This window comes from Enterocloster alcoholdehydrogenati, from assembly GCF_013282095.1.
GTDB classification, from domain to species: domain Bacteria; phylum Bacillota; class Clostridia; order Lachnospirales; family Lachnospiraceae; genus Enterocloster; species Enterocloster alcoholdehydrogenati.
The window spans coordinates 19,582-44,050 of the sequence record NZ_BLTJ01000017.1; the positions used below are offsets into that span (position 1 = coordinate 19,582).

Sequence of the window (24,469 nt, forward strand, 5' to 3'; positions counted from 1 at the left end):
GTTATCGCACCTCCTCATGCTGTTTTGGTTTCTTGTCTGTACTGCGGGGCGGCACCGGGCGTTTCAGGCTGTCCAGCACCGAAGGCCGTGTGCTTTTGGCAACAACAGCTTCAGCGTGTGCCGGTCCCTTTCCGTCGATGTTGAGCAGGGTATCCAGCTCTACCAGACGGGCGTTTTTGCTTCTCAGTTCTTCTTCATAAAGGAATGGCTTTCCGACTTCCTCCTTTGCGGCAGCCTGCTGCTGATAGAGGTTATCCAGCTGAGCTTTTGCCGCCTCCAGACGCTGCGGCATCTGGGCAAGGGCATTGTCGATACGGGTAAGATTTCCGCGAGGGTCTGTACCAAGGGTTGCCCGGTGGGTCATCTGTCCTTTCAGCAGGAGCGTATATTCCTGTTTCCAAGCAGAAAATTCCACAGACATGGCATAGCCCCGGTAGCTGCCGATCTGCACCGGATCGGAAGTTTTGACCTCCTTGCAGGCATCCAAAAGGGCTGCACCGGCATTTTCCTTATCGGTCAGCAGGTCTCCACGGATCTCCATACCGGCAAAGCCGTCCTCCGGGTGCGGGTGAGCTGCCAAAACCTCCAGGTCAGATTCAAAGCCCTTGATAAAGCCCTTGTGCTTTTCAATCTCCTCCGGAAAGTATTTGAGCAGCTGGTCCTCCAGGCGGTACTGCTTGCTCTGGTGGTCAGCTTTCATCAGCTTCAGTCGGGATACCTCCACATCCAGATCCATACGCTCTTTGATACGGGGGTCTCCGGCACACAGAGCCTTGATCTCGGCAAAACTGAGGGCTGTTTCATCCACATCATCGCAGGAGCGCACCGGCGATTTAGAAGTCATGATCTGGGAGATGAATTTTTGCTTATTCTCCACCGTCTGCCAGAGGTATGCGTCAAAGGTTCCCTCGGTCACATAGCGGTACACATGGACAAGGGGGTTCTGGTTGCCCTGGCGCTCGATACGCCCCTTGCGCTGGGCAAGGTCTCCCGGTCTCCACGGACAGTCCAGATCATGAAGTGCCACCAGACGATCCTGCACATTGGTGCCTGCGCCCATCTTGGCGGTACTGCCCATAAGCACACGCACCTGACCGGTACGGACTTTAGAGAACAGCTCCTTTTTCCGCACTTCGGTGTTGGCCTCATGGATAAAAGCAATCTGGTCGGCAGGCATCCCCTGGACAATGAGCTTCTGACGAATATCGTCATATACCGTAAAGGCCGGTTCCGGTTCCTGCTCCGGCAGAGGCACAGCGTCTTCCAGTGCGTGAAGCAGTGGATTATCCAGCGTTTTCGCCGCCTTGCTTGCAGGAGCTTTTGCCTGCGGTGTAGAAATGTCGCAGAACACCAGCTGGGTCAGCTTATCAGCTTCACCATCCCGCCAGATCTGCATGATGTTGTCCACGCACTGATTGACCTTTGTGCCGGGTTCGTCCGGCAGCATCTGGTTGACGATTCTCTGATCCAGCCCCAGCTTGCGGCCATCGCTGGTAATCTTGAGCATATTATCCTGGGACGGGTCAACTGTTCCGCTGTGTACCAGCGATGCGCGCTCCGACAGGACCTTGACCATTTCCTGCTGATGTTCGGTAGGCTGAGCCACGATGTTGTGGTATTCCACTTCCGGGGTAGGGAGATTTAACTGGTCGGCGGTCTTAATGTCCGCCACTTCCTTAAAAAGATTCATCAGCTCCGGTAAGTTAAAGAACTTGCTGAATCTCGTTCTTGCCCGGTAGCCGGTGCCTTCCGGTGCCAGCTCCAATGCTGTGACGGTCTCCCCAAATCGGGAAGCCCAGCAGTCGAAGTGGGTCATGTTCAGCTCTTGCAGGCGTTCATACTGAAGGTAACGCTGCATGGTGTAAAGCTCGGTCATGGAGTTGCTGACTGGGGTTCCGGTGGCAAAAATCACACCACGGTTTCCGGTGATTTCATCCATATAGCGGCACTTGGCAAACATATCGGAGGATTTTTGCGCGTCCGATGTGGATAAGCCTGCCACATTCCGCATTTTTGTGTATAGAAACAGGTTTTTATAGTTGTGGGCCTCGTCCACGAACAGCCGGTCCACACCCAGCTGCTCAAAGGTTACCACATCGTCTTTTCGCCCCTCGGCTTGCAGCTTTTCCAGTCTGGCTTCCAGAGACTTTCTGGTACGCTCCAGCTGCTTGACGGTAAAACGCTCGCCGCCGCTGGCCTGCACCTCTGCGATGCCCTCGGTGATCTCGTCGATCTGTTCATAGAGAAGCCGTTCCTGACGCTCCCGGCTGATGGGGATACGCTCAAATTGGCTGTGTCCCATGATGATGGCATCGTAGTCACCGGTCGCGATACGGGCGCAGAACTTCTTGCGGTTATGGGTTTCAAAGTCCTTTTTGGTGGTAACTAAGATGTTGGCAGAAGGATAGAGGCGCAGAAACTCCGACGCCCACTGCTCGGTCAGGTGGTTTGGAACCACAAAAAGAGATTTCTGGCACAAGCCCAGGCGTTTGGCTTCCATCGCAGCGGCCACCATCTCGAATGTTTTTCCCGCTCCCACCTCGTGTGCCAGCAGGGTATTCCCCCCATACAGCACATGGGCAATGGCATTCAGCTGATGTTCTCGCAGGGTAATTTCCGGGTTCATGCCGCCAAAGGTAATGTGGCTGCCATCATACTCACGGGGACGGGTGGAGTTCATTTCCTCGTTGTACTGGCGCACCAGAGTCTGGCGGCGCTCCGGATCTTTCCAGATCCAGTCCTTGAAGGCTTCCCGGATAGCCTGCTGCTTTTGGGCAGCCAAGGTGGTCTCCTTGGCATTGAGAACCCGGCGTTCTTTTCCATCCGCATCCTCAATGGTGTCATAAATCCGCACATCCCGCAGGTTTAAGCTGTCCTCCAAGATCTTGTAGGCATTGGCACGGCTGGTTCCATAGGTGGTATTGGCAGCTACATCGCTATAAGGAACAGAAGTTTTTCTTGTGATCTGCCATTCAGCGGTAAAGGACGAGTAATTGACCTCAATGCTGCGCTGGAGGTAATACGGGGTACGAAAGGTTTCATACATAAACTGCTGAATATATTCCTTGTCGATCCAGGTAGCACCCAGACGCACCTCAATCTCCGACGCATCCAGGTCTTTGGGCCGGGCGGCGGTAAGAGCTTCCACATTGACTGCATAAACCGGGTCCTGTTCTGCCGCCCGCTGCGCCTGACGCAGTTTGCGGCGAACATTGCCGGAAAGGTATTCATCGGCAGTCACATAATGGGGCGATCCGTCCTGCTCCAGCTGTCCCGGTACACGGAAGATCACGCCTTGCAGTTCTCCGGCCAGTTCTTCTTTTGTTTTTCCGGTAAGCCGGCTCATATAGCCCATATCCACGCAGGCTTTTTCCGAGATGGACACCGCCAGCGCTTCGCTTGCCGTATCCACAACAGCAACCGCCTGATGAGGCTTGATGGTCCGTTTGGTAAACATATCCGCCTTGCGCTCCAGCTTTCCGTCCTCGTCGATGACTTCCAGCGCACAGAGCAGGTAATAGGAAGAATCATCTGCATAGGCCAAACGGTTTGCACGGTCATTGATGAGACCGTATTTGGCGGAAAAGCTGTCATAGAGGCTGTTCAGTTCCGCCTGCTTCTGGGTAATAGTGCTGTCCGGGACCGCTGCGTCCATCTGAAGGTCGATCAGTTCCTGCACACAATCCCGCAGTCCCACAAGGCCTTTCACGCGGGCTTCGGCAGTGGTGTTGAGGTCAGGGCGTACCATGCGGCTGTTTTCCCGGTAGTACACCTGCCCATCCACAATGGCATAGGAATAGTTCTTCACATTGGGGTCGGCAGGAATGGAAGTGTCGATGGCTTCTCCTTCGCCCAGCTCCGGCAGTTCTGCCTCCTGATAAGTGCCATGAATGTACTTCACAGCATCATGCAGCTGGTCGGAAAGCTCCAGTCCCTCGATAGGGTTCACGGTGTAGTCCATACCATGAGCGGTGCTTACCGGCTCCTGCCTGCCCAGCACCATTTCCGGGTGGTCGATAAAATACCGGTTAATGGCAAACCCGTCCTGCGTCGTCGCGGACTGCGCCTGCTCGTTTCCGCCTTGCGGCGAAAAGCTCGCTTGCTCCGTCGCTCCTCCTTCTCCCACAAAGTCTTGCGACTTTGCGGGAACCCTGAGAATGCCGGTCTGGGTCCATTCCGGCACGATGTCCAGCGGGCGGTCCCGCTTTTGGAGGAAGATGATGTCCGATACCACCTCGGCACCGGCATTCTTTTTGAACGCGTCATTGGGCAGACGAATAGCTCCCAGCAGCTCGGAGCGCTGGGCAAGATAGCGGCGCACGGTGGAATCCTTGGCATCCATGGTATAGCGGGAGGTTACAAAAGCCACCACGCCGCCGGGACGCACCTGGTCGAGTGCTTTGGCGAAAAAGTAGTTGTGAATACTAAAGTTCAGCTTGTTGTAGGCTTTGTCATTGACCTGATACTGACCGAAAGGTACATTGCCGATGGCAAGGTCAAAGAAGTCACGCCTGTCGGTGGTCTCAAAGCCGCCTACTGTGATGTCCGCCTTGGGATAGAGCTGCTTTGCGATGCGCCCGGAAACTGGGTCCAGCTCCACGCCGTATAGACGGCTGCTTCTCATTTCCTCCGGCAGCATACCGAAGAAATTGCCCACACCCATAGACGGCTCCAGGATATTTCCAGTCTCAAATCCCATACGGCCCACCGCTTCATAGATGGCCTGAATGACCGTAGGGCTGGTGTAATGGGCGTTTAGGGTGGAGCTTCTGGCGGCGGCATATTCCTCCGGGGTCAGCAGCTCTTTCAGCTGGGCATACTCGGAATCCCATGCCGGTTTCTCCGGGTCAAAGGCGTCGGCAAGACCGCCCCAGCCCACATAGCGGGAAAGAACCTCCTGCTGTTCGGGACTAGCCTGCTGTCCGGCAGCTTCCAGTTCTTTCAGCAGACGAATTGCATTGACATTCCCTTGAAACTTGGCTTTCGGTCCGCCCTCGCCCAGATGATTGTCAGTAATACGGAAATTTTGGGCGTTGCGGCGGAGATTGTCTTTATATTCCTCAAAGGCAGCTTCTTCCGCAGCTTTTACATTGGGGAAGGTCTGCCACTGGCCATTGACCTGAATGGAAACCGGGTGTTCGTCCAGCACTTCCTCAAAGGTTTTTTCCGGCTCTGTCACAGGGGCAGGCGGTTCCGGCTCCTCGATATGCAGCCGTTCCACTACCACATCATAAGGCAGGTTGTTTTTCTCGCCGGGATAAACTGTTTCTGTTTCGGTTTGAAAAACAGGACCCGTTTGGGCAGGCTCCAGGTGTTCCTGTTCCGCCATTGGCTGTACCGGCTCATGGGTCAATCCATCCTGTCCCAACTGATATACCGTCCTCAGAGTGGCGGCAATATCTGTCCAGCCCTGTTCCATTGTAGTGCCGAATTTATCATGGATATTGATTTCAAGCCCTGCGGCAGAAGCAAAATAGTCAGCCGTATCACCGGTCTGAAGTTCCATGGTCTCTGCTGCACCGGCATAGGTCTTTGCCAACTGTTCTGCAATTTCGGCATTGCCCTTACCAGAGCGGAAATATCCGGCAACCGTTTCACGGTCCGTCTGCTTCAGCAGGCCGCCGTCCCCGGTTAAAATCTCCCTCAGATCGTCATCGACATCTGCCAGCGATACAGAGAGATAATCCGTAATTGCCCTGTTTCGGCTGTCCTGTTTTAATAAGCGTTCAAATGTCTGGACGCTCTCTGTGCGGAATATGGGATAAACTAACCCCTGAGGGAGAAGCTCCACGCTGTACAATCTTATCCCGGTAATCTTATAGGAGTCCCCTTCCAGATAAACCGTATCGCCCACCTGATAGGCAGGGGACAGCGTATCCCTGATAGGTATTTGTGTCCTTTCGGATTCTTCCAAAGCAGCAGGCTGACTGTTTTCCGGTTCCAGACGGGTCAGATAGCTCTGTGCGGATTCTTCATCGGGAAATGTTTGTACCGTCCCATCATCATCGGCATAATAATTGTCGCTTTTCCTGTCCCAGACAGCAAAAGCGTCCTCCGGGTCCAGGAAAGCATCGCTGGTCATCACCACGGAAAATCTGGGGGCCGTTTCTTCTGCGATCTGCTCCGCATCCGACATCACTCGCTGAATAAACGGGTCGCTGCCCAGCTTTTCCGGGTCTGCAACCTGTCCGTTGACAATCCCTCTCTCGGCCAGAGCCTCCTGGATCACAATGGGGTCGATGTTGTCAAAACGGTTCTGTTCTTCTTCGGTATAGAACCGGTCCTCCTGAATGAGCTGGGCAATCCGGCGCTGTACCTTCGGCCAGGGCAGCTCCATTTTCTCCGGGCTGCCAGTGCGGACAACGAACAAGCTGTTGCTGCTGCCATATTCCTGGGCCAGCCATGCGGAGGTGTCTTTCCCCCTGGCGTGGTCTTTCATATAGCGGGCTACGGCGTGCTTACTCTCAATATTGCCGTTCCACGCACAGAGGGCGGCGTCGATGTCCGCCTGGGAAAGCGGGCGCAAAAGTTCGTGGAGCTTTGGTGTGTTTTCCTCTCTGTCACGGAAAACACGGCGTCCATCCGCACCAAATTCCGCTTCATGAGCGTCAATGTGCTGTTCCGCTTCATGGTCGATAGAGGGCATGGAGAACTCCTGGCGTTCCCTGCCTCCTTCCGGGACAGCGGAAATGGTCACATCGTGCTTATCGCGCAGCTGCTCCACAACCTGCTCCAGCCGGTTTGCGGGAAAACCGCACATTTCCACACGGCCACCTCCCGGAATAGCGCGGGTAGTCAGGTTCAACTCCAGTTCCACAGCGGCGGTTTTGGCGTCCTCGCCATACAGTTCAAAGAAATCGCCCATCTGATACAAAATCAAATCGTCCGAGTGACGTTCCTTAACGCTGTTATATTCCCACACTGCCGTTTCCGGCTGCTGAGCATGGATAGCGTCTGCTTCTGCCAGCGCCTTTTCCGCCTGGATTTTGTCATACTCCGCCTGTTCCTGTTCAGTGAGATAGCGGCCTTTCTGAACCAGACCGGTGATCCGTTTTGCAGCCTTTTCCCAGCTTAAGTGAACATCCGGGCAGTCCTGCTTTTTATAATGCAGTCCTTTCCCATCGTGATCTTCGCCGCTGTATGTTGCACCGTACAGGGCGTGGGAACGTCCGCCTGTACCGTATTCTTCCCTAAGAAACTTTTCCTTTTCTTTGTCCGTATGGTTTTCACGAAAGAAAGCATAGATACGGCCTTTTCCACCAGAGAAACCACTGCCGCGGGTCATGGCGGCGTTGATCTCGTCCTCCGTGATAAAGTGCTGAACGGTTGGCACTTCCATAAGGTCGGAAGAAAAAGTCCTGCGGGGCAGGTCAAGGTCCTTCAGATTCTCCCAGATTTCCCTTGTTCTATGGTAGTGAAACCGCAAAAGGTCACGGTCCTGCTGATAAGCAGTCCAGAAGGCGGCGTATTCTTCTTTGAGAGTCTGCCGGAAATCCGGGTCACTCAGCTGCCCGGTCAGACGGCGGGTCTCCTCCGGGAATCCATTGCCTTTGATTTCTGACAGGCAGGACAAATATCCGGCATCTCTGGCGTCCTCGCTGAGATCGTGATACAGATGCCAAAGTTTTTCTGCAAGAAGGGAGCGTTCATAGTCCGCCGCTTCAGCCAGTTCCACATTGGAGGCAAACTGGCCGTTTTCCAAAAGCTCCCCGATACGCTCTGCGGCGCTCTCCCAGGAAATGACTTGGGCAGACCTGTCATAGCGAACAGACTTCCCGTGGGAAAGATGGATACCGTCCTCGGCATACCATGCACTCACGCTGCCAAGACCGTTGCCGCCGTGATACAGCTGTTTCAGTGCCTCGGCAATCTCAGCGGTGGTTTTCTGCTTTTCAAAGGCGGAAACAACACGCTCTCTCTGGCGGTCTGTGTTGCCGCCCAAACGCAGCACATGGTCGATGTCCTTTTGGGCAAAAGAAAAAGCAGAGGATGTATGCGCTACATTCTCTGCTTCATCTATGGATTGGATCTGTTCCGCTTCGGAAAGGAACAGGTTTAGGGTCAGCTGTTGATAAGTTCCGCCATCAGAATCTCCTCGGCCTGGGCTTTGCAGGTGTTCATCAGTCCTACCCACTTCATGGGATCGCTGGCTTTCAGTTCCTCGGTGGCTCCCGCTTCTTTCGCCAGCCGGGGCATCATCTGCTCCAGTCTGCTCTGGGCGGTCTCGTCGATCTCGATCAGGTGCGGGTACAGCTTCTCGCTCAGTAACATCTGGTTGTAGAGGATGGGACGGTGTTCCTTCAGATACGCCTTTCTCATCCTGCCGTACTTGCCCAGAGGTTTGTCCGGCTGCTGGCTCAGCTTCAGGTCGGGAATCAGATAGTCTCCGTTCTGGATGTAGTTCATGGGATTGTTCATGCTGCTTGCTCCTTTCTTGGTTGGCTTCGCGTTCTGCATTTCGGACAGTGACGCCGATCTGCCGCAGTACCTGCTGGTTAATCTGGCTGACCGCTGTTCCCAGCGCCCCGATGGTGGACGGGGTGTTGAAATCAAAGATCGCCATGAAATCTTCGTGGTCGAAGTAGCGTTCCGGCTCCAGTCCGCAGCGGGACATCAGGGCGTAAGTGATGCTGACGGTGGCGGCTGCCTTAAACTGCACTCCGATGTTATACTCATCATATTCCTCCAAAAAGGAACCGTCAACGATGTAGAAGAAGTCCTGCTGATGTTCTCTCCAGTATTCCTCAGCCAGTTTCCCGGCTGTCTCGGTGAGCTGTCCAGCAAGGTCATCACCGGAAACATCATAGGTACGCTCCAGCATGGCCTGCACAGAATCCAGATGGCGCTCCTCCAGCTGCCACAGCCAGGGAGTGCGGGAATATTCACGGGTTCCGGTGTCAGAAATATCAAAGACATAGCGCAGGCGGGGCCTGTCCCCGGAATCGTCCACCAGGGCGATCCCTTTGGAGCCGCGCCTTACATACCGGCCCATTTTTTCATTCCACAGGTCATACTCTGCACAGGCGGTTGCATCCGGGCGCTGGGCGTAGATCATCATCTGCTCATGGAACGGATATTTGTAAAGGCGGGAGGCGATGGTGAGAAATCCCGCCCATTCCTGCCAGCTGCTCGTGAGCTGGGTTGTCACCTGTTCTGCCATCTGTACATACATTTCGGCTTTGGTTGGCATGGTGTTCTGTCCTCCTTTCGGTTTTGGGTAAAAGAAAAGCAGGAAACCTAAAAGATTCCCTGCCAAGTGAAACTTTGAATATTAAGTTTTAGTCAGTCTGTCAGCTAAATTCTATTACTTGCTTATAAAACTTCCACCTCATAGATTTTAATTATTTGATCTATAGTTTCTTTCAAAGATTGAACGATTGCTTGACTTGTATAAATAATTTCTTCACGCAATTCATACTTCTTTTTAATTCTTTCATCATTATTATAGATTTCGAAAAATTCATAATGAAGTGCTATGTATTCTTCCGGCAATATTTTCAACTCTATCACTGGCTTAGGTTTTATATATTTTTCCCCATTAACAATGACATTCAACGCCAAATGATATATCCTTTTCAATTGCAAATAAATTGGCAAATATAAGGTATTTTCTTCATCGACACAAACTTCGTCCGAATACATTCCTTCATTTAACAACAAACTCTCTATTTCTTTTGAATAGTTACTTTGTCGTATCACCTGAACTGGCTCTGCTATAACCTCTTCTTCCCATTCATTCCCATCTCTATCACTATGATATGAAATTCCATCAATAATACTTCCATATATTTCAGCATAACCCTTTTCAAAAATATCTGCGATTATTGAATGTGCTACTCGTATTGAATCGACACTGTTATATTCATTTACCGTTTCAAATAAATGATTACATTGATTTAGAATCTCATCTTTAATTCCGTACTTATAAGAATTGTTTACAATGTCTCTTAAAAAAGAAATTTTTACTTTTTCTCTAATAGACCAATCAAAATCAGAGTATTTTTCTATTTCGTCAATTAACGGCTGATATATTTCATTCTTTCGTTCAATTGCTCTGGAAGACTCCTTTTTTCCTTTAAAAAGACCTCCGAACCATCCTGCAACACCACCCACAGCAATTAATATACTTCCAGAAATAACTTCTTTCAATATTTCATTCCAATCCATAACAATTCACTCCAACACTATTAATTCCAATTTGTTGCTTTCATTATACTTCATCTATCCCCTCAAGTATAGTTGGCTTTGCAAAAAAGTGAGAGAAACCACTTATAAGTCGGACAGTTTCTCTCACCATGTCATCCTGACACGATAAATTTACTGATCGAAGTCCGGGTACAGCCCCAGCTCGGTAAAGTCCTCATCGGTCATTGTGCAGAGCTTATCAAGAGTGCTGTCAGTCAAATCCCACAGTTCCGTTTCCTCCGGCGAAAGCTCGCCGCGCATCTCGGTCAGAGCGTCAATCAGCCCGATGCGGCTGCCGGTATTGTAAATGCACATCAGGTTCATTTCCTCAAAAGTGAAGTTTCCCATATCAAATCTCCCTTTCCGCACTCTTTTTGGGTGCTGTCTTTTTGTGTTCTGCTTTAGACTGGCTTTTCAGCTGCTCCATGACAGATTTTTTCTTTTCTCGTTCCTCCCGGTGGGCGGCAGCTGCCAAGCCCATCAGGGAAATGGGCTGACCGCTTCGAGCCTGCTGTTCCAGCTCTGCCACCGTAGGTTCTTTTGCGCCATTATTGATGATACCATCGATCATGCCGTAATCGTCCTCCACGGCCATCTCCGCATTTTTCAGCGGATTGTCCGACAGAAAACCGGAAATCTGGGTAAAGCCAACACTGGCGCAGTAATGACAGGATACCTTACCGTCCTGTTTGATGGCAACGATGTCACTGACGCTCATGGAAGGATGGTGGTAATCTGCCGGATGATCGTTGTTGAACTGATTATAAAGCTGTTCAACAGCAGCCTGCGGAGACTTGCAGGGTTCCAGCGGTGCAGTATAGACCAGATCATAGTTTTCACGCTTTACTGCCTGCCCGATGGATCGGAGCCATTCCATCCCTTCATAGCGAATGTCGCGCAATTTATCAGTATGCTTCACCTGATAGATAGCAAAGCAGTCTCTGTTCTGAGCGAGAAATGCCTGTTCTCGTTCCTGCTGATGCTCCTGGCGCTCCATGACCTTTTCGTGGAACTGAGGGCTTTCCTCCCATTCCTCATGGTCCACACCGAAAAGACCGCCATGATCCATGATTTCCTGCGGGTCAAACACCATGCTCTCCGTATTATCCTCATGCAGCACATAGACAGTCAAACCAGCGGCATCCAGTTCCAGCGCCCGTTCTCTGGTCACAGGGAGCATCCCATCATAGGAGTAGCCGTATTCCTGCATATCCGGTGTAGATACCTGTTCATCCGGCATGGGGTATTCATCCAGCGCCTGCTCCAGTGCCTCCGGCAGTTGAGCAGAAACGGCCATCCGGCTGACCTCTGCCTGCGTCTGCTGACAGGCAACATACTGCAAGGTCTCAATCATGGACATGGGAGCATACTTTACCGAATCGCTGCCCAAATCGTTGTCATCACAAATCTGAAAAACTGCCTTCATGCGGGGAAGCTCCGGAGCATCCAGCTGACCTCCATCCAACTCTTTCATGGACGCGGCATCGTAAAGGGTGTAGTCCCAGCCGCTGTCACAGGGCTGAATATGGAGATAAGTGGCATCATCAATCAGGAATAAAGCCTCCTGCTGGTTAGTATCTGCCCTAAGCACCTCCATTTCCGGCCCAGCTTTTGCATTGGGGTCAATTCCACGCTCTTTGCAAATTTCCTTATAATGGCGTTCAATATCGGAGATCAGCGCACCGGAAGTCTTGTTGATGGTCTCCAGACTGGCTCTCAGTTCTTTCAGCTCCTTGCCCTGACTCCAGCTGGCAATATAGCCAAAGCTGTTTTCGCCGGTCTGGATACCAAAATACTGACAGACTGCATAAGAAATGCTTTCCGCCTCCACTTCCTCGGTGTAACGATTTTTGACTGCCTGTTTTTCTGCGGTCAAATCTTCTTCAACTGCAAGACGCCACTCAAACTGATTCTCGTCTACATAGCGCCAATCCATATCGGCAGCAAACTGCCCGGCCTCAGCTTCTGTGGCAAAATCCAGCTTAAAATCATGCTTGGTTCCGCCTTCGCTCTCTAAGATGACCTTCCACAACTGCATGGCTTCATATTTTTTCGGGTCATGGAGCTTGCTGTGGGCAATCTCATGGACCGTGGCCGAAACCGTCTGCACCTCGCTCATGCCCTGGCGAATGGCAATACGCTACCGGTCAGAGGAAAAATAACCGTCCGTATCGGCGGCCATTGCTTCAAAAATGATTGGCACCGGCGCGCTGCGGTGCAGGGCTTCCATAAATACCTCATAGTTCTGCACCGTGCCGGAAAGGGATGATGCCAATTCCGGCAAAGGTTTTCCATCAGTCTGGCTCAAATCAAAAACCTTGACCAGGCGGAACATGGGAATCTCGATTTCTTTTTCCTCTGTGACAATCTTCCCGTCCTGATCCAGAATCGGAGCCTTGGTATCCGGGTCCAGTTTCTGTTCCTCGATTTTCTTTTTGTACGGTGTGGGGGCGATGATGGTAATGCCGTGCTCGCCCTTTTTTACATGACGCTCAAACTGGTCTTTCCACTTATTGTAGCTGGCAACCAAAGTGGCATCCGGCTTCTGCATATAAATGAGCATCGTATTGTTTACCGAATAGCGGTGAAAACGGGACATGACGGACAGGTAGCGCATATACTTTTCGCTCTCAAACAGTTCCTTGATGCCCTGCTCGATGCCATCCGTGATCTCCCTTAACCGTTCTCGGTTAGTCGGTTTATTCTCAGCCATAATCTGCAATCTCCTTTCCAAGTGTGTGATCTAACCATCGTCAATCAGCTTTGGCTTTGGGAACAGGCGGCTTGTAACCGGCTGCTTTTGCCCGTTCACTGGCAGCTTTGCGGCGTTCTGCACTGTACGGCTCCCGAACCGATACACACCGCTTGGGAACAATAAAGTTATGTGTGTCCTTTTGGGTAATCTGATCCGGGTGCTTTTTTGCCAACCGCTCCAGTTTCCCCATCAGCTGGGGATCGTGGGTATAGACCTCCGCTGTTTTCTCTGCCTGGTTGTAAAGCAGAATGGTCTCCTGTTCCACTAAAGACAGTTTCATCATTTGCCGCCTTTCCGCTGTTCAAACTCCAGCTTAAAGTTTGCGTACTGCCCATCGTCCTCCAAAACCACAGTGGCGTCGTAGGTCTTGCCGGTTTTCTCAGAATACAGACCGGTCACACGGACGCGGCCATCCTTGAGCAAAGCAGAGACCATTGCCTTGGTTGGCTGTTTTTTCTTGGCAGACCACCATTTGCTGTTTTTCCAGATTGCAAATTTACAATCTTCATTCTGACAAAAGAACCCTTTTTTGCATTTCTGCAACTTCACCGCCACAACGGGGACATTTGCCCACTGCCTCACGGGGCGGCGAAAACAGGTACTCGGTTCCCTTTATGACCTGATAGGTTCCCACCAGTTCTCCCAGCATGGCGCTGATTCCGGCCATAAAATCCTCTGGGGACAGCTCGCCGCGCTCGATCTGACCCAGCCGGTACTCCCACTCCGCCGTCAAAAGCGGCGATTGCAGCTGCTCCGGCAGTATCGTAATCAGAGACACCGCATAGTGAGACGGTATCAGCTGCACGGTCTTTTTGTTTTTTCTTCTTTCCAGGAATCCGGCTGATACCAGCTTTTCTAAAATACCGGCACGGGTGGCCGGAGTGCCCAATCCTTTCCGCTCAGCGTCCTCCGGCATATCGTCTTTTCCCGCAGTCTCCATCGCAGATAAAAGAGTATCCTCTGTGAAATGTTTCGGCGGACTGGTCTTTCCCTCTTTTTTCACAGCTTCTAAAACAGAAAGGCTCTGATTTTCTGTCAGTTCCGGAATGACTTTCTCTCCAGGCTCCTTTTCTGTCTCCGCTGCACCTTTCAAACTGGTCTGATAAGCAGCATCCAACGCTCTCCAGCCAAGGCTTTTCACAGTGCGTCCCTTATCGGAAAACTCTGCACCAGCGCACACCACAGTAACAACGGTTTCCGCATAAGTATAAGGTTCTGCCACAGCACACAAAAGGCGCAGTGCCACCAGCTCCAGTACAGCTTTCTCACCCACCGGCAAGCCGGATAAATCCGTTTCCCGAAGATTGCGCGTGGGTATCACAGCATGATGATCGGTCACTTTTTTGTCATTGATCACCGACTGTGGATTACAGGTAATGGCAGTTCCTTTGCAAAACGGCATTGCATTGGCTGTCAGGTTCACCAACACAGGAAGCCCCTCTGCCATATCCGAAGTCAGATAACGGCTGTCTGTACGAGGATAAGTACAGAGTTTCTTTTCATAAAGATTTTGGAGATAATCAAGCGTCTGCTGAGCAGTAAATCCCAGCAGGCGGTTAGCATCCCGCTGGAGAGTGGTCAGATCGTAAAGGGCAGGCGGCTTTTCCAATTTTTCTTTATGCTCCACTTTTTTTACTGTGACCGCCGCTCCCTGACAGGACTGCCGCAGCTGCTCAGCGGCCGCTTTCTCCTTCATCCGTTCCCCGGAAACAATAAAACCCGGCAATTCCAATGCCACTGTATAGAAAGGCTCCGGCCGAAAGCTGTCAATCTGCGTCTCCCGCTGTACAATGAGCGCCAGCGTAGGGGACATGACACGCCCAATGTTCAGCGTGCGGTGATATAACACGGAAAACAGCCTTGTGGCATTGATCCCTACCAGCCAGTCTGCCTTGGCACGACAGAGCGCCGCATCCCGCAATCCGTCATAATTTGCGCCAGGCCGCAGATGTTCCAAGCCCTCCCGGATCGCAGAATCCTCCATTGAGGAAATCCACAGCCGCTTCATCGGCTTTTTACAGCCAGCAAGTTCATATACATTTCGGAAGATCAGTTCTCCCTCGCGTCCGGCATCACAGGCATTTACCACCTCTGTCACCTCCGGGGCATTCATCAGCTTTTTCAGCACATCAAACTGCTTTTTCTTATCTTTTCCCACAACCATCTTCCAGTCTGCTGGAAGAATCGGCAGGTCATCATAACGCCACTTAGCGTAGTCTGGATTGTAAGCGTCAGCATTTGCCAATCCGGCCAGGTGTCCCATGCACCAGCTGACCTGCCATCCGTTCCCTTCCAGATAACCGTCCTTACGTGTAGTTGCTCCGATTACAGCGGCAATGCTTTGGGCAACAGACGGCTTTTCAGCGATTACCAGTTTCATGGTGTTTTCTCCTTTCTTTGAGCCAGCGGGCCATTTCCCGATGGCAGATACCCACACAGGAGCGTCCGTCATTCTTACAGCCATAACAAGGATGCCCCTGTGGGAAAGAGGGAGGACGGAAAGTTTCCTTCCCGCCCTCCGGTTTGCTTGTCATCATGCGTTCATAGGGACTGTCTGTAAAGCGGGTCATAGCGTTTCTTCCTCGCTGTCTCCGTCATCATCCCCATCCATATCCGGCTCGTTCGATTCCTCCGTCTCCCATGCTTCCTCTGTTTCTTCTTCGTCCTCGCCGTAGTCATAATCATCCAGATTATCCTTGCCCCTGGTTTTCGGCTTGTTCTTACTGAGCTTGAAGTAGACAAAAGCCCCGATACCCAGCAAAGCCAATACCAGAATCAACACAGCCGGATTCATACCCGCAGGCTTCTTTTCCTCTGGCTCCGGTGTTTCTGAAGGTAGTTCTGGCGCTTTTCCTGTACAGGCGAACCGGTTCACGACACACACCTCACAGTTTGTATTCACGGCTCTGGTTTCGCATTTTTCCGTACAAGTGCAGACAGCAGGCGGTTCTTCAACCTTTCCATCTTCGGTCAAAGCAACAAGGTCAGCATCGTCCACCTGGTTCAAAAAGTGTACCGCCGTCTCTTTATCCTCATTGGCCCGGTCAATCAAAATATAGAAGTAGTTTCCTGCCTTGGTGGTAACGGTGATCAGCTGCTTGTTGCCGCCAAAATCATCCACCAGAGCTGCATTTCCCTCTGGGGTCAACGATGGTGTCGCTTCCATTTCCTCTACCACCACATTGCTGTCATTGGTTGTATCCTCTGCCGGAGGCGGCTCCGTTCCCTGTGCAAAAGCTGAAACAGGAAAGCCTGCCATCAGGGCAAGAGACATACAGATTGCTGAAAGTGTTTGGAACATCCTCTTATGCTTCATGGGTATCGTCCTCCTGTTCGTTCTTTTCTGTAAAAGAAGCAGCTTTACCGGGAATCATGCCACCGGACAGCATGGTATTCAGTTCCTGCGGGGTCATACGCATGGCACGCACCATCTGAACGATTTCCATGTTTTCCGCTTCTGTTTTCTGCGCTTCCAGGGCTTTCAGCTTTTCCTGATACTCCGCAATCTTCTCACGGGTTTTCCGAATCTCCAGGTCAATACGCTCGATTTTATTCTTAGCCATCTTAAGATCACTCCTCTCAAAAATTTTCATTACCAATTCATAAGACCATAGCCTTTGATACACTCATAATTCAGATCATAACTTTTGATTTTGCAGGCATCACCGGAATTTCCCTCCACAGTGTAGACCCGGCTTCCATCCGTACCAATGACAATCCCCACATGGTCGGCAGTTCCATCCTGATTCCAGTCAAAGAAAATCGCATCACCGGGAGCAAGATTATCATAACCACGCGCACCCCACTGGCCATGAGACTGGAACCAGGGAACACCCTCCCACTCACAGCCTGCAAAGCGCGGTTCGCTTTTTCCAGCTTGGTTATAGCACCAGGATACGAAACAAGCACACCATTCCACCCGGCTGTTAAAACCATACCAGCTCCAGTAGGGTTGCCCACCCACATTGCCCACCTGCCGTTTTGCCAGTTCCACCAGTTCAGGGTTGCCGGGGCGTGTGCCATTGATAAATTCTACACCGGACAAGTCCTCAGAACCGCCGGTATCAGGAGACCCGCCGCCAAACAGCAACGGTTTATTGCCAAGGGTCTGACGGTATACCTGATACATTTCCAGCTGCTCCGGCGTCAGCAGTTCATTGACAAGTGCGGCGATGGAACGGCTCTCCAGCTTCACATTCAAAATGTAATACTCATAGGGAACTTCTTCTGTGGTGCTCTCACCGGTTTCCGGGTCCGTAGAAGTTTCGGTACGATACCGGATCTCTACTTCCTCTCTCAGCGTGAGTGTATATTGGGCGGCAAAAACACGCTCCCATTCTGCCTGTGCGCTCTGTCTGGTATATCCCTACAAAACAGCGGACAGATACGCCGCCAGTTCGTGCGGATCATGCCCGATCATATCCAGATCATAGCGGTATTCGTCATATCCGCTGTGAGTGCGTTCGATGTTGTCGATTTCCGCCTGCAACGCTGCTTCTCTTGCGGAATACTCCGCTTCCACCGCCAGCATCTCCGAATCCTCGGAAGGATAGGTTGTACCAGATATAACAGAACCAATGCTCTGAGCCATCATGGAACAGGAGGACATGGAGTTCATCAGCAGACAGACGACGAAGAACAGTGCCATGACCATTCCAAATCCTTTCTTATGCTGCATCACAAATGCCCCTGCTTGCTGTGCCTTTTCCTTTACCGTCCGTGCGGCTTTTCCGGTCTTAGACGCGACTTGAGCGGTGTTCCCGGCAGTCTGACCAGCTCTCTTTGCAGCGGCATATTCCTTTTTAATCGCCTGCTTTTGCTGCCAGCGGGATACGGGATTGCTGGAAAACTGCGGATTCTCCTGCAAAGATTTTTGGTACAGCGCATTTACATTGGCTTTCTCCAGCTTTCTCTCGGCCTGGGCTGCTTTGCGGTACGGCTTCAACTTGTGGCTTCGGTATCCCTCCCGCATAAGCCTTGCACCAGTCTCAGCTGCCTCCTCAGACTTATGGGCGCTTTCCACGCCCACATTGTCCTGTTCTGTTTCCCGGATTTCCTTATGAATTTTTCCTGCCGCCACATTGGCCGGGGTATCCCGCAGCGTATAGGACAGCCTGGAAGGAGGTCTTTTCTTATCTTCCAAAACCAGTCTCGTTGTTACTTCTCCGGTATCCGGGTCAATCACCGCCCGCCTGACCTTCTTTTTCGGGATTCTTTCCTGGGCTTTATCCGCTCTGGCAGCGGCCTTATCCGCCTTATGGATGGATTTTTTCAGCGCCGGATCTGTACGTTCCTCCTCGGTAAAGTGCAGGCGCGGTTCCTTATTCATACCATTCTCCCAGCATGAGGGATGCCATCATAAAATGTAACTCCACATAAATAGCCATCCCCACAGGATCGCTGAACTTAAATCCCGTCAGATACGCATAAAACTGTGCCACTACATCTGAAAGGATCTGCGTTTCTGTCCCCTCCAGCACCAGACCGCCCTTGCCCTCCTTGGCCCGGATGGCACTCCAGAGTTCTGCCAGACGGAGCAGACCGATCTGTCCGGTTTCATTCAAAGTGGCTGCCTGGTCTGCCGCTGTACGGCATTCACTGACTGCATCCGCCATTACGGTGAGCAGCTGGCTGCGCTGGGTTTCCAGTGCCTTATCAAAGAAAATCAACGGATTCTTATTTAAAATATCAGGTCTCATGATGATTCCTCCTCCTTTTTCAATTCCTGTGGTTTGGTGGTCATAATACGGTAAAGTTCGGTATCCTTCGGAAAGCGGTCCACAAAAGGCAAAATCGTGGAACCGTAAAACAGCAACCCCTCGCCCTCGCCAGAATGGGTCACATAGGACAGCTGATGGGGCGAAATACCCAGCTGCTTTGCAAGAATCTGCCGGTCTCCCCCAGCCTGGTTGAGCATATACACAAAGTCTGAGTTCTCAAAAATGTTCTCCACCTCGCGGGAGGAAAGCAGATCCTTTACATTCTGAGTGATACCTGTCGGGATTCCGCCCCACTTACGGAAACGCTTCCAGATTTCCACCGTATAGGCGGCAGTCTGTTCCTCCTTTAAAAGCAGGTGCATCTCGTCAATGTAGTAACGGGTAGACTTGTGAGCCGCCCGGTTAATGGTAACCCGGTTCCACACCTGATCCTGAACCACCAGCATCCCGATCTTTTTCAGCTGCTTGCCCAGTTCCTTAATGTCATAGCAGACGATGCGGTTGTCGATGTTTACATTCGTCCGGTGATTGAACACATTCAGGGAGCCGGTCACATAGATTTCCAGAGCCGTAGCAATGTACTGCGCCTCCTTTTCTTCCTGCTGCCGGAGCAGAACATACAAATCTTCCAAAAGCGGCATATTTTGCGGAATGGGATTATTGAGATAATCGTTATAAACCAGCCGCACACAGCGGTCGATGATGGTTTTCTGTACCGGCTGCAAGCCCTCTTTGCCGCCTACAATCAGCTCACACAGGGACAGGATGAAATCCGACTTCAAAGAAAGAGGACTTTCATCATCCGAGTAATCCAGGTTCAAATCCATCGGGTTAATAAAATCCCCGGAAGTCGGAGAAATTCTGATCACCTGCCCATGCAGCCGCTCTACCAAAGGTGCATACTCCGATTCTGGATCACAGATGATAATGTCATCACCGGTCAGCAGAAAACCGTTGGCAATCTCCCTTTTGGCACTGAAAGATTTACCAGAACCAGGGGTTCCCAGGATCAGACCATTCGGGTTCTTCAGCAGCTTCCGATCCACCATAATAAGATTGCTGGATAAGGCATTGATGCCATAGTATAGCGCCTCTTTTCCGTTTTGGAACAGTTCCTGTGTGGTAAACGGCACAAAAATTGCAGTGCTGGAGGAAGTCAGCGCCCGCTGAATCTCAATCTGGTTGAATCCCAGCGGCAGGCAGCTCATCAGCCCTTCTTCCTGCTGGAAGTCAAGCCTTGTCAGCTGGCAGTTATATTTCTGCGCGATACTGGATGCCTGGAACACGTTGTTGCCCAGCTGACGGGACGTATCCGCTGTGTTCAATACCAAAAATGTCACAAGGAACATCCGCTCGTTGCGGCTCTGTAAATCCTGTAAAAGTTTTTTCGCCTCACTGCCATATGTGGCAAGATCAGACGGAATCAGATCCATATCATATCCTGCATGGACCGCCTTTTTCTGCTCCTCGATTTTGGCTCTATCCAGGTCAGTAATTTTGCGTTTCACCGTTTTGATCGCCTTCACCTGATCTAAAGACTGAATGTGCAGGCTGACGATCAGGGAGCTTTCCATATCGAGAAACTCAGCCAGCAGACGGTCATTCAATTCCGGGGCAAGAATCTGCAAAAAAGAAACAGCCCCGTATTTTTTCCCCATACGGAACTGTCTGCCGGTGCGGAACTCAAAACCGGACGGTGCAATAAAGTCTTTGGTAGACAGGCCGGAAGAAGCCAGCCAGTCCCACGAAAACCGAAACGGAATCTGCTCATCCATGTGAAAAATCCCATGCAGCTGCTCCAGACGCGCCTTGCCGTCCAGCGGCTCTGCCAGAACGCCCAGACGCTTGAAGTTATTTAAAATATCCGTTTCAATCCTTTCTAACCTGGGCTTTGCTGCTTTGATGCTGTCTGCGTCAATCCCAAAGGTCAGGTACTTGGTTTTAATCAACCCATTATTTCCTCTTGCCAGCTGATTCTGGAGCATCTGCGTGTATTCATCGCGGATACTGTCAAAATCATCCCCTTGCAGTGGAATGGAAATGGTGCTGGCAAAAGTCTCTTTCGATGCCGCAAGATTCAAAAAAGACAGCTGGAACCGAATCGAGCTGTCAAAGTAGTTGAGGAAATCACACCAGCCCTCGAAGATCGCGGTCTTGTCCTCATTCTGGGAAAGCTGATAATTGATGTCCTGAAACTGTATTGTTTTGGTATAGTGGCTGTCGGACACACGGCAGATACCGTCCGGCCACATCCGTTCATAAGGGATGCTGTCCTGAACTGATTTTTCTTTCTTATCCGTGCGGTTTGCACGGGCAATCGCCGCTTCGATCTGCTTCTTGTCTACGCGGGACAGCTTTTTTCTGGTCATTACCGGCTGCACAGGCATCTCCTCGTTTTTCCCGAACAGACGGCGAAGCCAGTTTTTGATTGCTGCAAACAATGTGATACACCTCCTCGTCAAGATCTGCCTGCCGTTCCAAGACGGCATAGAAATTATTGGTCCGATATGGGCGCTGCTTAGGACGGAGAACCGTCACTTTGATGATATTGCCGACAATCTTCTCCAAAGGCTGGCCGTGTTTTTCGTACATTGCAAGCAGGAAGAACGGCAACATAACTAACATCATACACATGGCCGCCGAACTGTTTCCAGCAGAGCCACGGAGCAAAAAGAAAAGCGGCACTCCAACAAGCGCCCCACCGCTAAAGCAGACAAGCTGCCTTCTGGTCAGATTTAACATGACCTTGGTTTTCACTTTGGTTAGATCTTTGGGTACAGGTACATAAGCCAATGAACTCTCCTCCTCCCGCCTTAGTGTGCCTGGAACAGAGCTTTTGCAAGGCTTCCGGTCTTAAAAAGCGTAAAGCATAAGAGAACCGTATAACCCACGCAGCTCCAGATTGCCATGATAATGTCCTCCTCCGTGGCGATGTTCTGCACTAGCACTGCATAGATCGCCACGCACACAATGATAAGGAATGCCTGGAATCCCAGTGCAAGCAGAGAGCGCAGGTAGTTCTGCCCCATGCCTCCCCATTCCTTTCCCATCATTGCCGCCAGCGGAATCGGCGCAACCGATACGGCCATATATATCTCAATCATACGGCCGTAAATGACAATGAAAATACAGATATACAGTGCCCACATGGTAATGCCGATGAAAATACTCTGGAACCATAAACCAAACAGCGGTCCCAAATCCATCTCCAGCAGGCGTGGCTCCATATCCGCCATAACAGAGGAAATGTCGATGGAAGCATCTGCCCCGATTATGCCGGACGCCTGCGATACAACGCTTTGTGCCATATCAAACACGCCCATCACGATATTCCAGGATTGGTTACAATGAGAATGGCGGCGGCGCTTTTGAACGCCCATTTGAAAAACATCCAGGTATCCACATCATGCAGGTTATTTTTCTCTGCCACCATCTGAATCAGTTCCAGTGTCATCACAAAAGCCAGAATCGCTCCGGCGATTGGGATCATAATGGTCTCAGACAGGCTTTGAATCATGCCAAAAATACTGCTGTTCCAGCCCTGCGGGGTCTGACCGACCTGCACAGATATATCTGCCACCTGTTGGTTTACGCTGTCGAACATCCCTGAAAGGTTGCCCATAATGCCGCCCACCAGCATTTCTTTCAGCCACTCAGTAATGACCTCCAGTAAGAAATCCATACGGTGTCACCTCCTTTTGGCCCCTCCCGCATCCAAGCGGGAAGGGCCGGGATTTCTACCGGGCATCATCAGGCGGCAAACAGCCCGGCAAGCTGCGGCACCAGGAGAATCCCTACCAGCGCTACCCCAGCGCCCGCCATAAGTTGTTTCATTCCTTGTGATTTCGCACCTGATAGCGATAGGTAATCCTTTGATGTTATCGCCAGATTTTCCCCCGCTCCGCACCGTGCGTGCGGCTTTCACCGCACACGGCGCTCCATCGGAAATCCGTTCATTTCCGACTTGGGGCCGTCCCTCCACAGACTTATTATTTCTGCTTCATCGGTACCATGCCCCTGCTCTCACTGGGATTAAGTACGGTTATACCGGTTTTGCCCGACTTTCCCGCCCAACGGCCTGCAACGGCTTGTTTCATACGTTCCCAGCTTTCCACGTTCCGACAATCCTATCATTCGATACTTTTAGGTGCTCCCTCTAAGCCTGTGCCCAGTTCCAATCGAACCTCGCCGCCTGTAACGGCACGTGGAGTTTCATAACAACCAATCTTACTAATCCACGGACACACCATTTCAATGGCCTTGTGCCTTTCGACACACTCTCAACATTTAGACCCGTACATTCGGGAGTAGTCAGTGCGGTCAGCCGCACATTCTCACCATGAGTATCTGACACCCGGCATATAGGTGACGCCGCCCACCTCTGGGCGGGTTTCGTGCGGATTGTTCCGCTTACGGCCACTCTCTGCCGACTTCACCGAGCTTTTGACCCTGAAGCAGCTGCATACTTCAAAGCCAATCGGAGTATCAGTGTGGGCGTTTCCAGGCGTTACCCCTTCATTCCACCCATCGGACTGTCAGTTCTCCTAAGATTTCGGGCTTTCTGACCCTTTTACTTAGTGCCTGACCTTTTCAGTCAGGAACGTGTCGCACGGTTATCATTTCCGTAACCTTCCAACAAGTTGATAACGCCCCACACGCCAAGACCAGCGCCAAGAGCGATCACGAGAGTCTGCAACACATTGATAGCTTCATTAAAAAATTCCATAAATCATATTAGCCGGAATCATTTGAAAGATTTATTCGTCATTCATAGGCATACAAAAGCCGGACAATCTGCCGCCCGATCTTCGGGGGCTGATTCCGGCTGTCCTCCTTTTTCATTATTTTTTTGTAATTGTCCGCTTTGTACACCCATGCCCCATACAGGGCAGCTGCGGTGAATAGATATGATCACTCCTTTCCTAGCGGAACATCATTCATCGCCTGTGGTGTCTACTTCGTATACATCGCAGACTTCATCAGGCTTGAGTTTGAGCCTTGCAGAAAGAAATGCTTCAATGTCAAAAGCATTTTTCTTATCCGCATCAGCCGTGTATTTGAAATTGGGGTGCTTGGTGATGTCATACTTATCCGAAAGGAACGGACGCACACCGCGCAGCTGAAGAATGCACTTTCCGCCGTCCATGACTGCAAGTTCATCCTGGCTCATCAGCTCTTTTCCCAATTTTTGATAATTGAGCGAATGGGAGGTTTCCCGCCCACGGCTCTCGCCGGTGTTATAGGTGTCGATGGTTTCTTTCCCCAGGACAGCCGCTAATTCTTTCAGTGTGGTCGGCTCCTTGCCGCCCAGGAATATGGAAGTATCCATATTGCCGATAATGGTGTCGGCATTGTCCTTATAGATCGCCTTCAGCTGAGACTGTGCCTGCAACACCAGACAGGCAGAAATCTCACGGCTTCGGATGGTAGCCACCAGCTTTTCCAGCCTGGGAATCTGCCCGATATTGGCACACTCATCAATCAGGCAGCGTACATGGACAGGCAGCCTGCCGCCATATACATCATCCGCCTTTTCACACAGAAGATTGAAAAGCTGGGTATAGCACATGGAAATCAGGAAGTTAAAGGAATCGTCTGTATCACTCATAATGAGGAACAGCGCTGTTTTCCGGTCTCCCAGAGTGTCCAGCTCCAACTCGTCATAGGCGGTAACTTCCCGCAGTTCTGCAATATCAAATACGGCAAGCCGCGCACCACAGGAAATCAGGATCGACTTAGCGGTTTTTCCAGAGACAAATTGTCAAGGACTTTTTAATCAAATTCACAAAAAATCTACAAAAAAGGTGCC

11 protein-coding genes and 8 pseudogenes are annotated in these 24,469 nt (G+C 51.2%); 1 reads left to right on the forward strand and 18 read right to left on the reverse strand.

All coding sequences use genetic code 11. The features are described 5' to 3' along the window. Nucleotide 1: 1 nt before the first annotated feature. From HW447_RS18320 to HW447_RS16005, 3 genes and pseudogenes are all read right to left on the reverse strand, one after another. Nucleotides 2-6,547: pseudogene (locus HW447_RS18320) on the reverse strand (SNF2-related protein); the annotation flags it as partial. A 153-nt stretch (nt 6,548-6,700) separates the two neighbouring features. Further along, nucleotides 6,701-7,339, reverse strand: a pseudogene (locus HW447_RS18455) (MutS N-terminal domain-containing protein); the annotation flags it as partial. A 722-nt stretch (nt 7,340-8,061) separates the two neighbouring features. Further along, the gene (locus HW447_RS16005) at nt 8,062-8,406 is read right to left on the reverse strand and encodes a TnpV protein (protein ID WP_330589239.1); all 345 of its coding nucleotides are present in this window, start codon (nt 8,404-8,406) and stop codon (nt 8,062-8,064) included. Here HW447_RS16005 and HW447_RS16010 point away from each other — a divergent pair. Then, complete coding sequence (locus tag HW447_RS16010) at nt 8,405-9,241, forward strand: hypothetical protein (protein ID WP_176256110.1); 837 nt, start codon at nt 8,405-8,407, stop codon at nt 9,239-9,241. The genes HW447_RS16005 and HW447_RS16010 overlap by 2 nt on opposite strands. 71 nt (nt 9,242-9,312) lie before the next feature. On the opposite strand, the gene HW447_RS16015 is transcribed toward HW447_RS16010, so the two are convergent. From HW447_RS16015 to HW447_RS16085, 15 genes and pseudogenes are all read right to left on the reverse strand, one after another. Beyond that, entirely contained in the window at nt 9,313-10,167 is an 855-nt protein-coding gene (locus tag HW447_RS16015; RefSeq protein WP_176256111.1) for a hypothetical protein, read from the reverse strand. 150 nt (nt 10,168-10,317) lie between these two features. Then, a complete protein-coding gene (locus HW447_RS16020; RefSeq protein WP_176256112.1) occupies nt 10,318-10,533 on the reverse strand; it encodes a transposon-transfer assisting family protein in 216 nt (71 codons plus the stop codon). 1 nt (nt 10,534) lies between these two features. Further along, nucleotides 10,535-12,928: pseudogene (locus HW447_RS16025) on the reverse strand (YodL domain-containing protein); the annotation flags it as partial. Between the two features lie 10 nt (nt 12,929-12,938). Next, nucleotides 12,939-13,220, reverse strand: a complete 282-nt coding sequence (locus tag HW447_RS16030) for an immunoglobulin (RefSeq protein WP_176256113.1) — start codon at nt 13,218-13,220, stop codon at nt 12,939-12,941. Beyond that, a pseudogene (locus HW447_RS16035) lies at nt 13,220-15,320 on the reverse strand (DNA topoisomerase 3). The gene HW447_RS16030 and the pseudogene HW447_RS16035 overlap by 1 nt, the downstream one beginning before the upstream one ends. 186 nt (nt 15,321-15,506) lie before the next feature. Further along, nucleotides 15,507-16,256: a DUF4366 domain-containing protein gene (locus HW447_RS16040; protein ID WP_176256114.1), complete on the reverse strand. Its 750-nt coding sequence runs from the start codon at nt 16,254-16,256 to the stop codon at nt 15,507-15,509. After that, on the reverse strand, nt 16,246-16,503 hold the full coding sequence (locus HW447_RS16045; protein ID WP_176256115.1) for a DUF4315 family protein: 258 nt from the start codon (nt 16,501-16,503) through the stop codon (nt 16,246-16,248). Before HW447_RS16045 ends, HW447_RS16040 begins: the two co-directional genes overlap by 11 nt. A 29-nt stretch (nt 16,504-16,532) precedes the next feature. Beyond that, nucleotides 16,533-18,269 (reverse strand): annotated as a pseudogene (locus HW447_RS16050) (CD1108 family mobile element protein). Next, nucleotides 18,262-18,639, reverse strand: a complete 378-nt coding sequence (locus HW447_RS16055; RefSeq protein WP_176256116.1) for a DUF3851 family protein — start codon at nt 18,637-18,639, stop codon at nt 18,262-18,264. The pseudogene HW447_RS16050 and the gene HW447_RS16055 overlap by 8 nt, the downstream one beginning before the upstream one ends. Next, nucleotides 18,636-21,041, reverse strand: a complete 2,406-nt coding sequence (locus HW447_RS16060; RefSeq protein ID WP_176256130.1) for a VirB4-like conjugal transfer ATPase, CD1110 family — start codon at nt 21,039-21,041, stop codon at nt 18,636-18,638. Before HW447_RS16060 ends, HW447_RS16055 begins: the two co-directional genes overlap by 4 nt. Further along, nucleotides 20,953-21,453 (reverse strand): PrgI family protein, encoded by a 501-nt coding sequence (locus tag HW447_RS16065; RefSeq protein WP_176256117.1) that lies wholly within the window; start codon nt 21,451-21,453, stop codon nt 20,953-20,955. The genes HW447_RS16060 and HW447_RS16065 overlap by 89 nt, the downstream gene beginning before the upstream one ends. A 20-nt stretch (nt 21,454-21,473) precedes the next feature. After that, a pseudogene (locus HW447_RS16070) lies at nt 21,474-22,342 on the reverse strand (VirB6/TrbL-like conjugal transfer protein, CD1112 family). A gap of 68 nt (nt 22,343-22,410) precedes the next feature. After that, nucleotides 22,411-22,512: pseudogene (locus tag HW447_RS16075) on the reverse strand (Maff2 family mobile element protein); the annotation flags it as partial. Between the two features lie 742 nt (nt 22,513-23,254). Then, a complete protein-coding gene (locus tag HW447_RS16080; protein ID WP_176256118.1) occupies nt 23,255-23,386 on the reverse strand; it encodes a Maff2 family mobile element protein in 132 nt (43 codons plus the stop codon). A gap of 207 nt (nt 23,387-23,593) precedes the next feature. Beyond that, a pseudogene (locus HW447_RS16085) lies at nt 23,594-24,421 on the reverse strand (VirD4-like conjugal transfer protein, CD1115 family); the annotation flags it as partial. Nucleotides 24,422-24,469 lie beyond the last annotated feature (48 nt).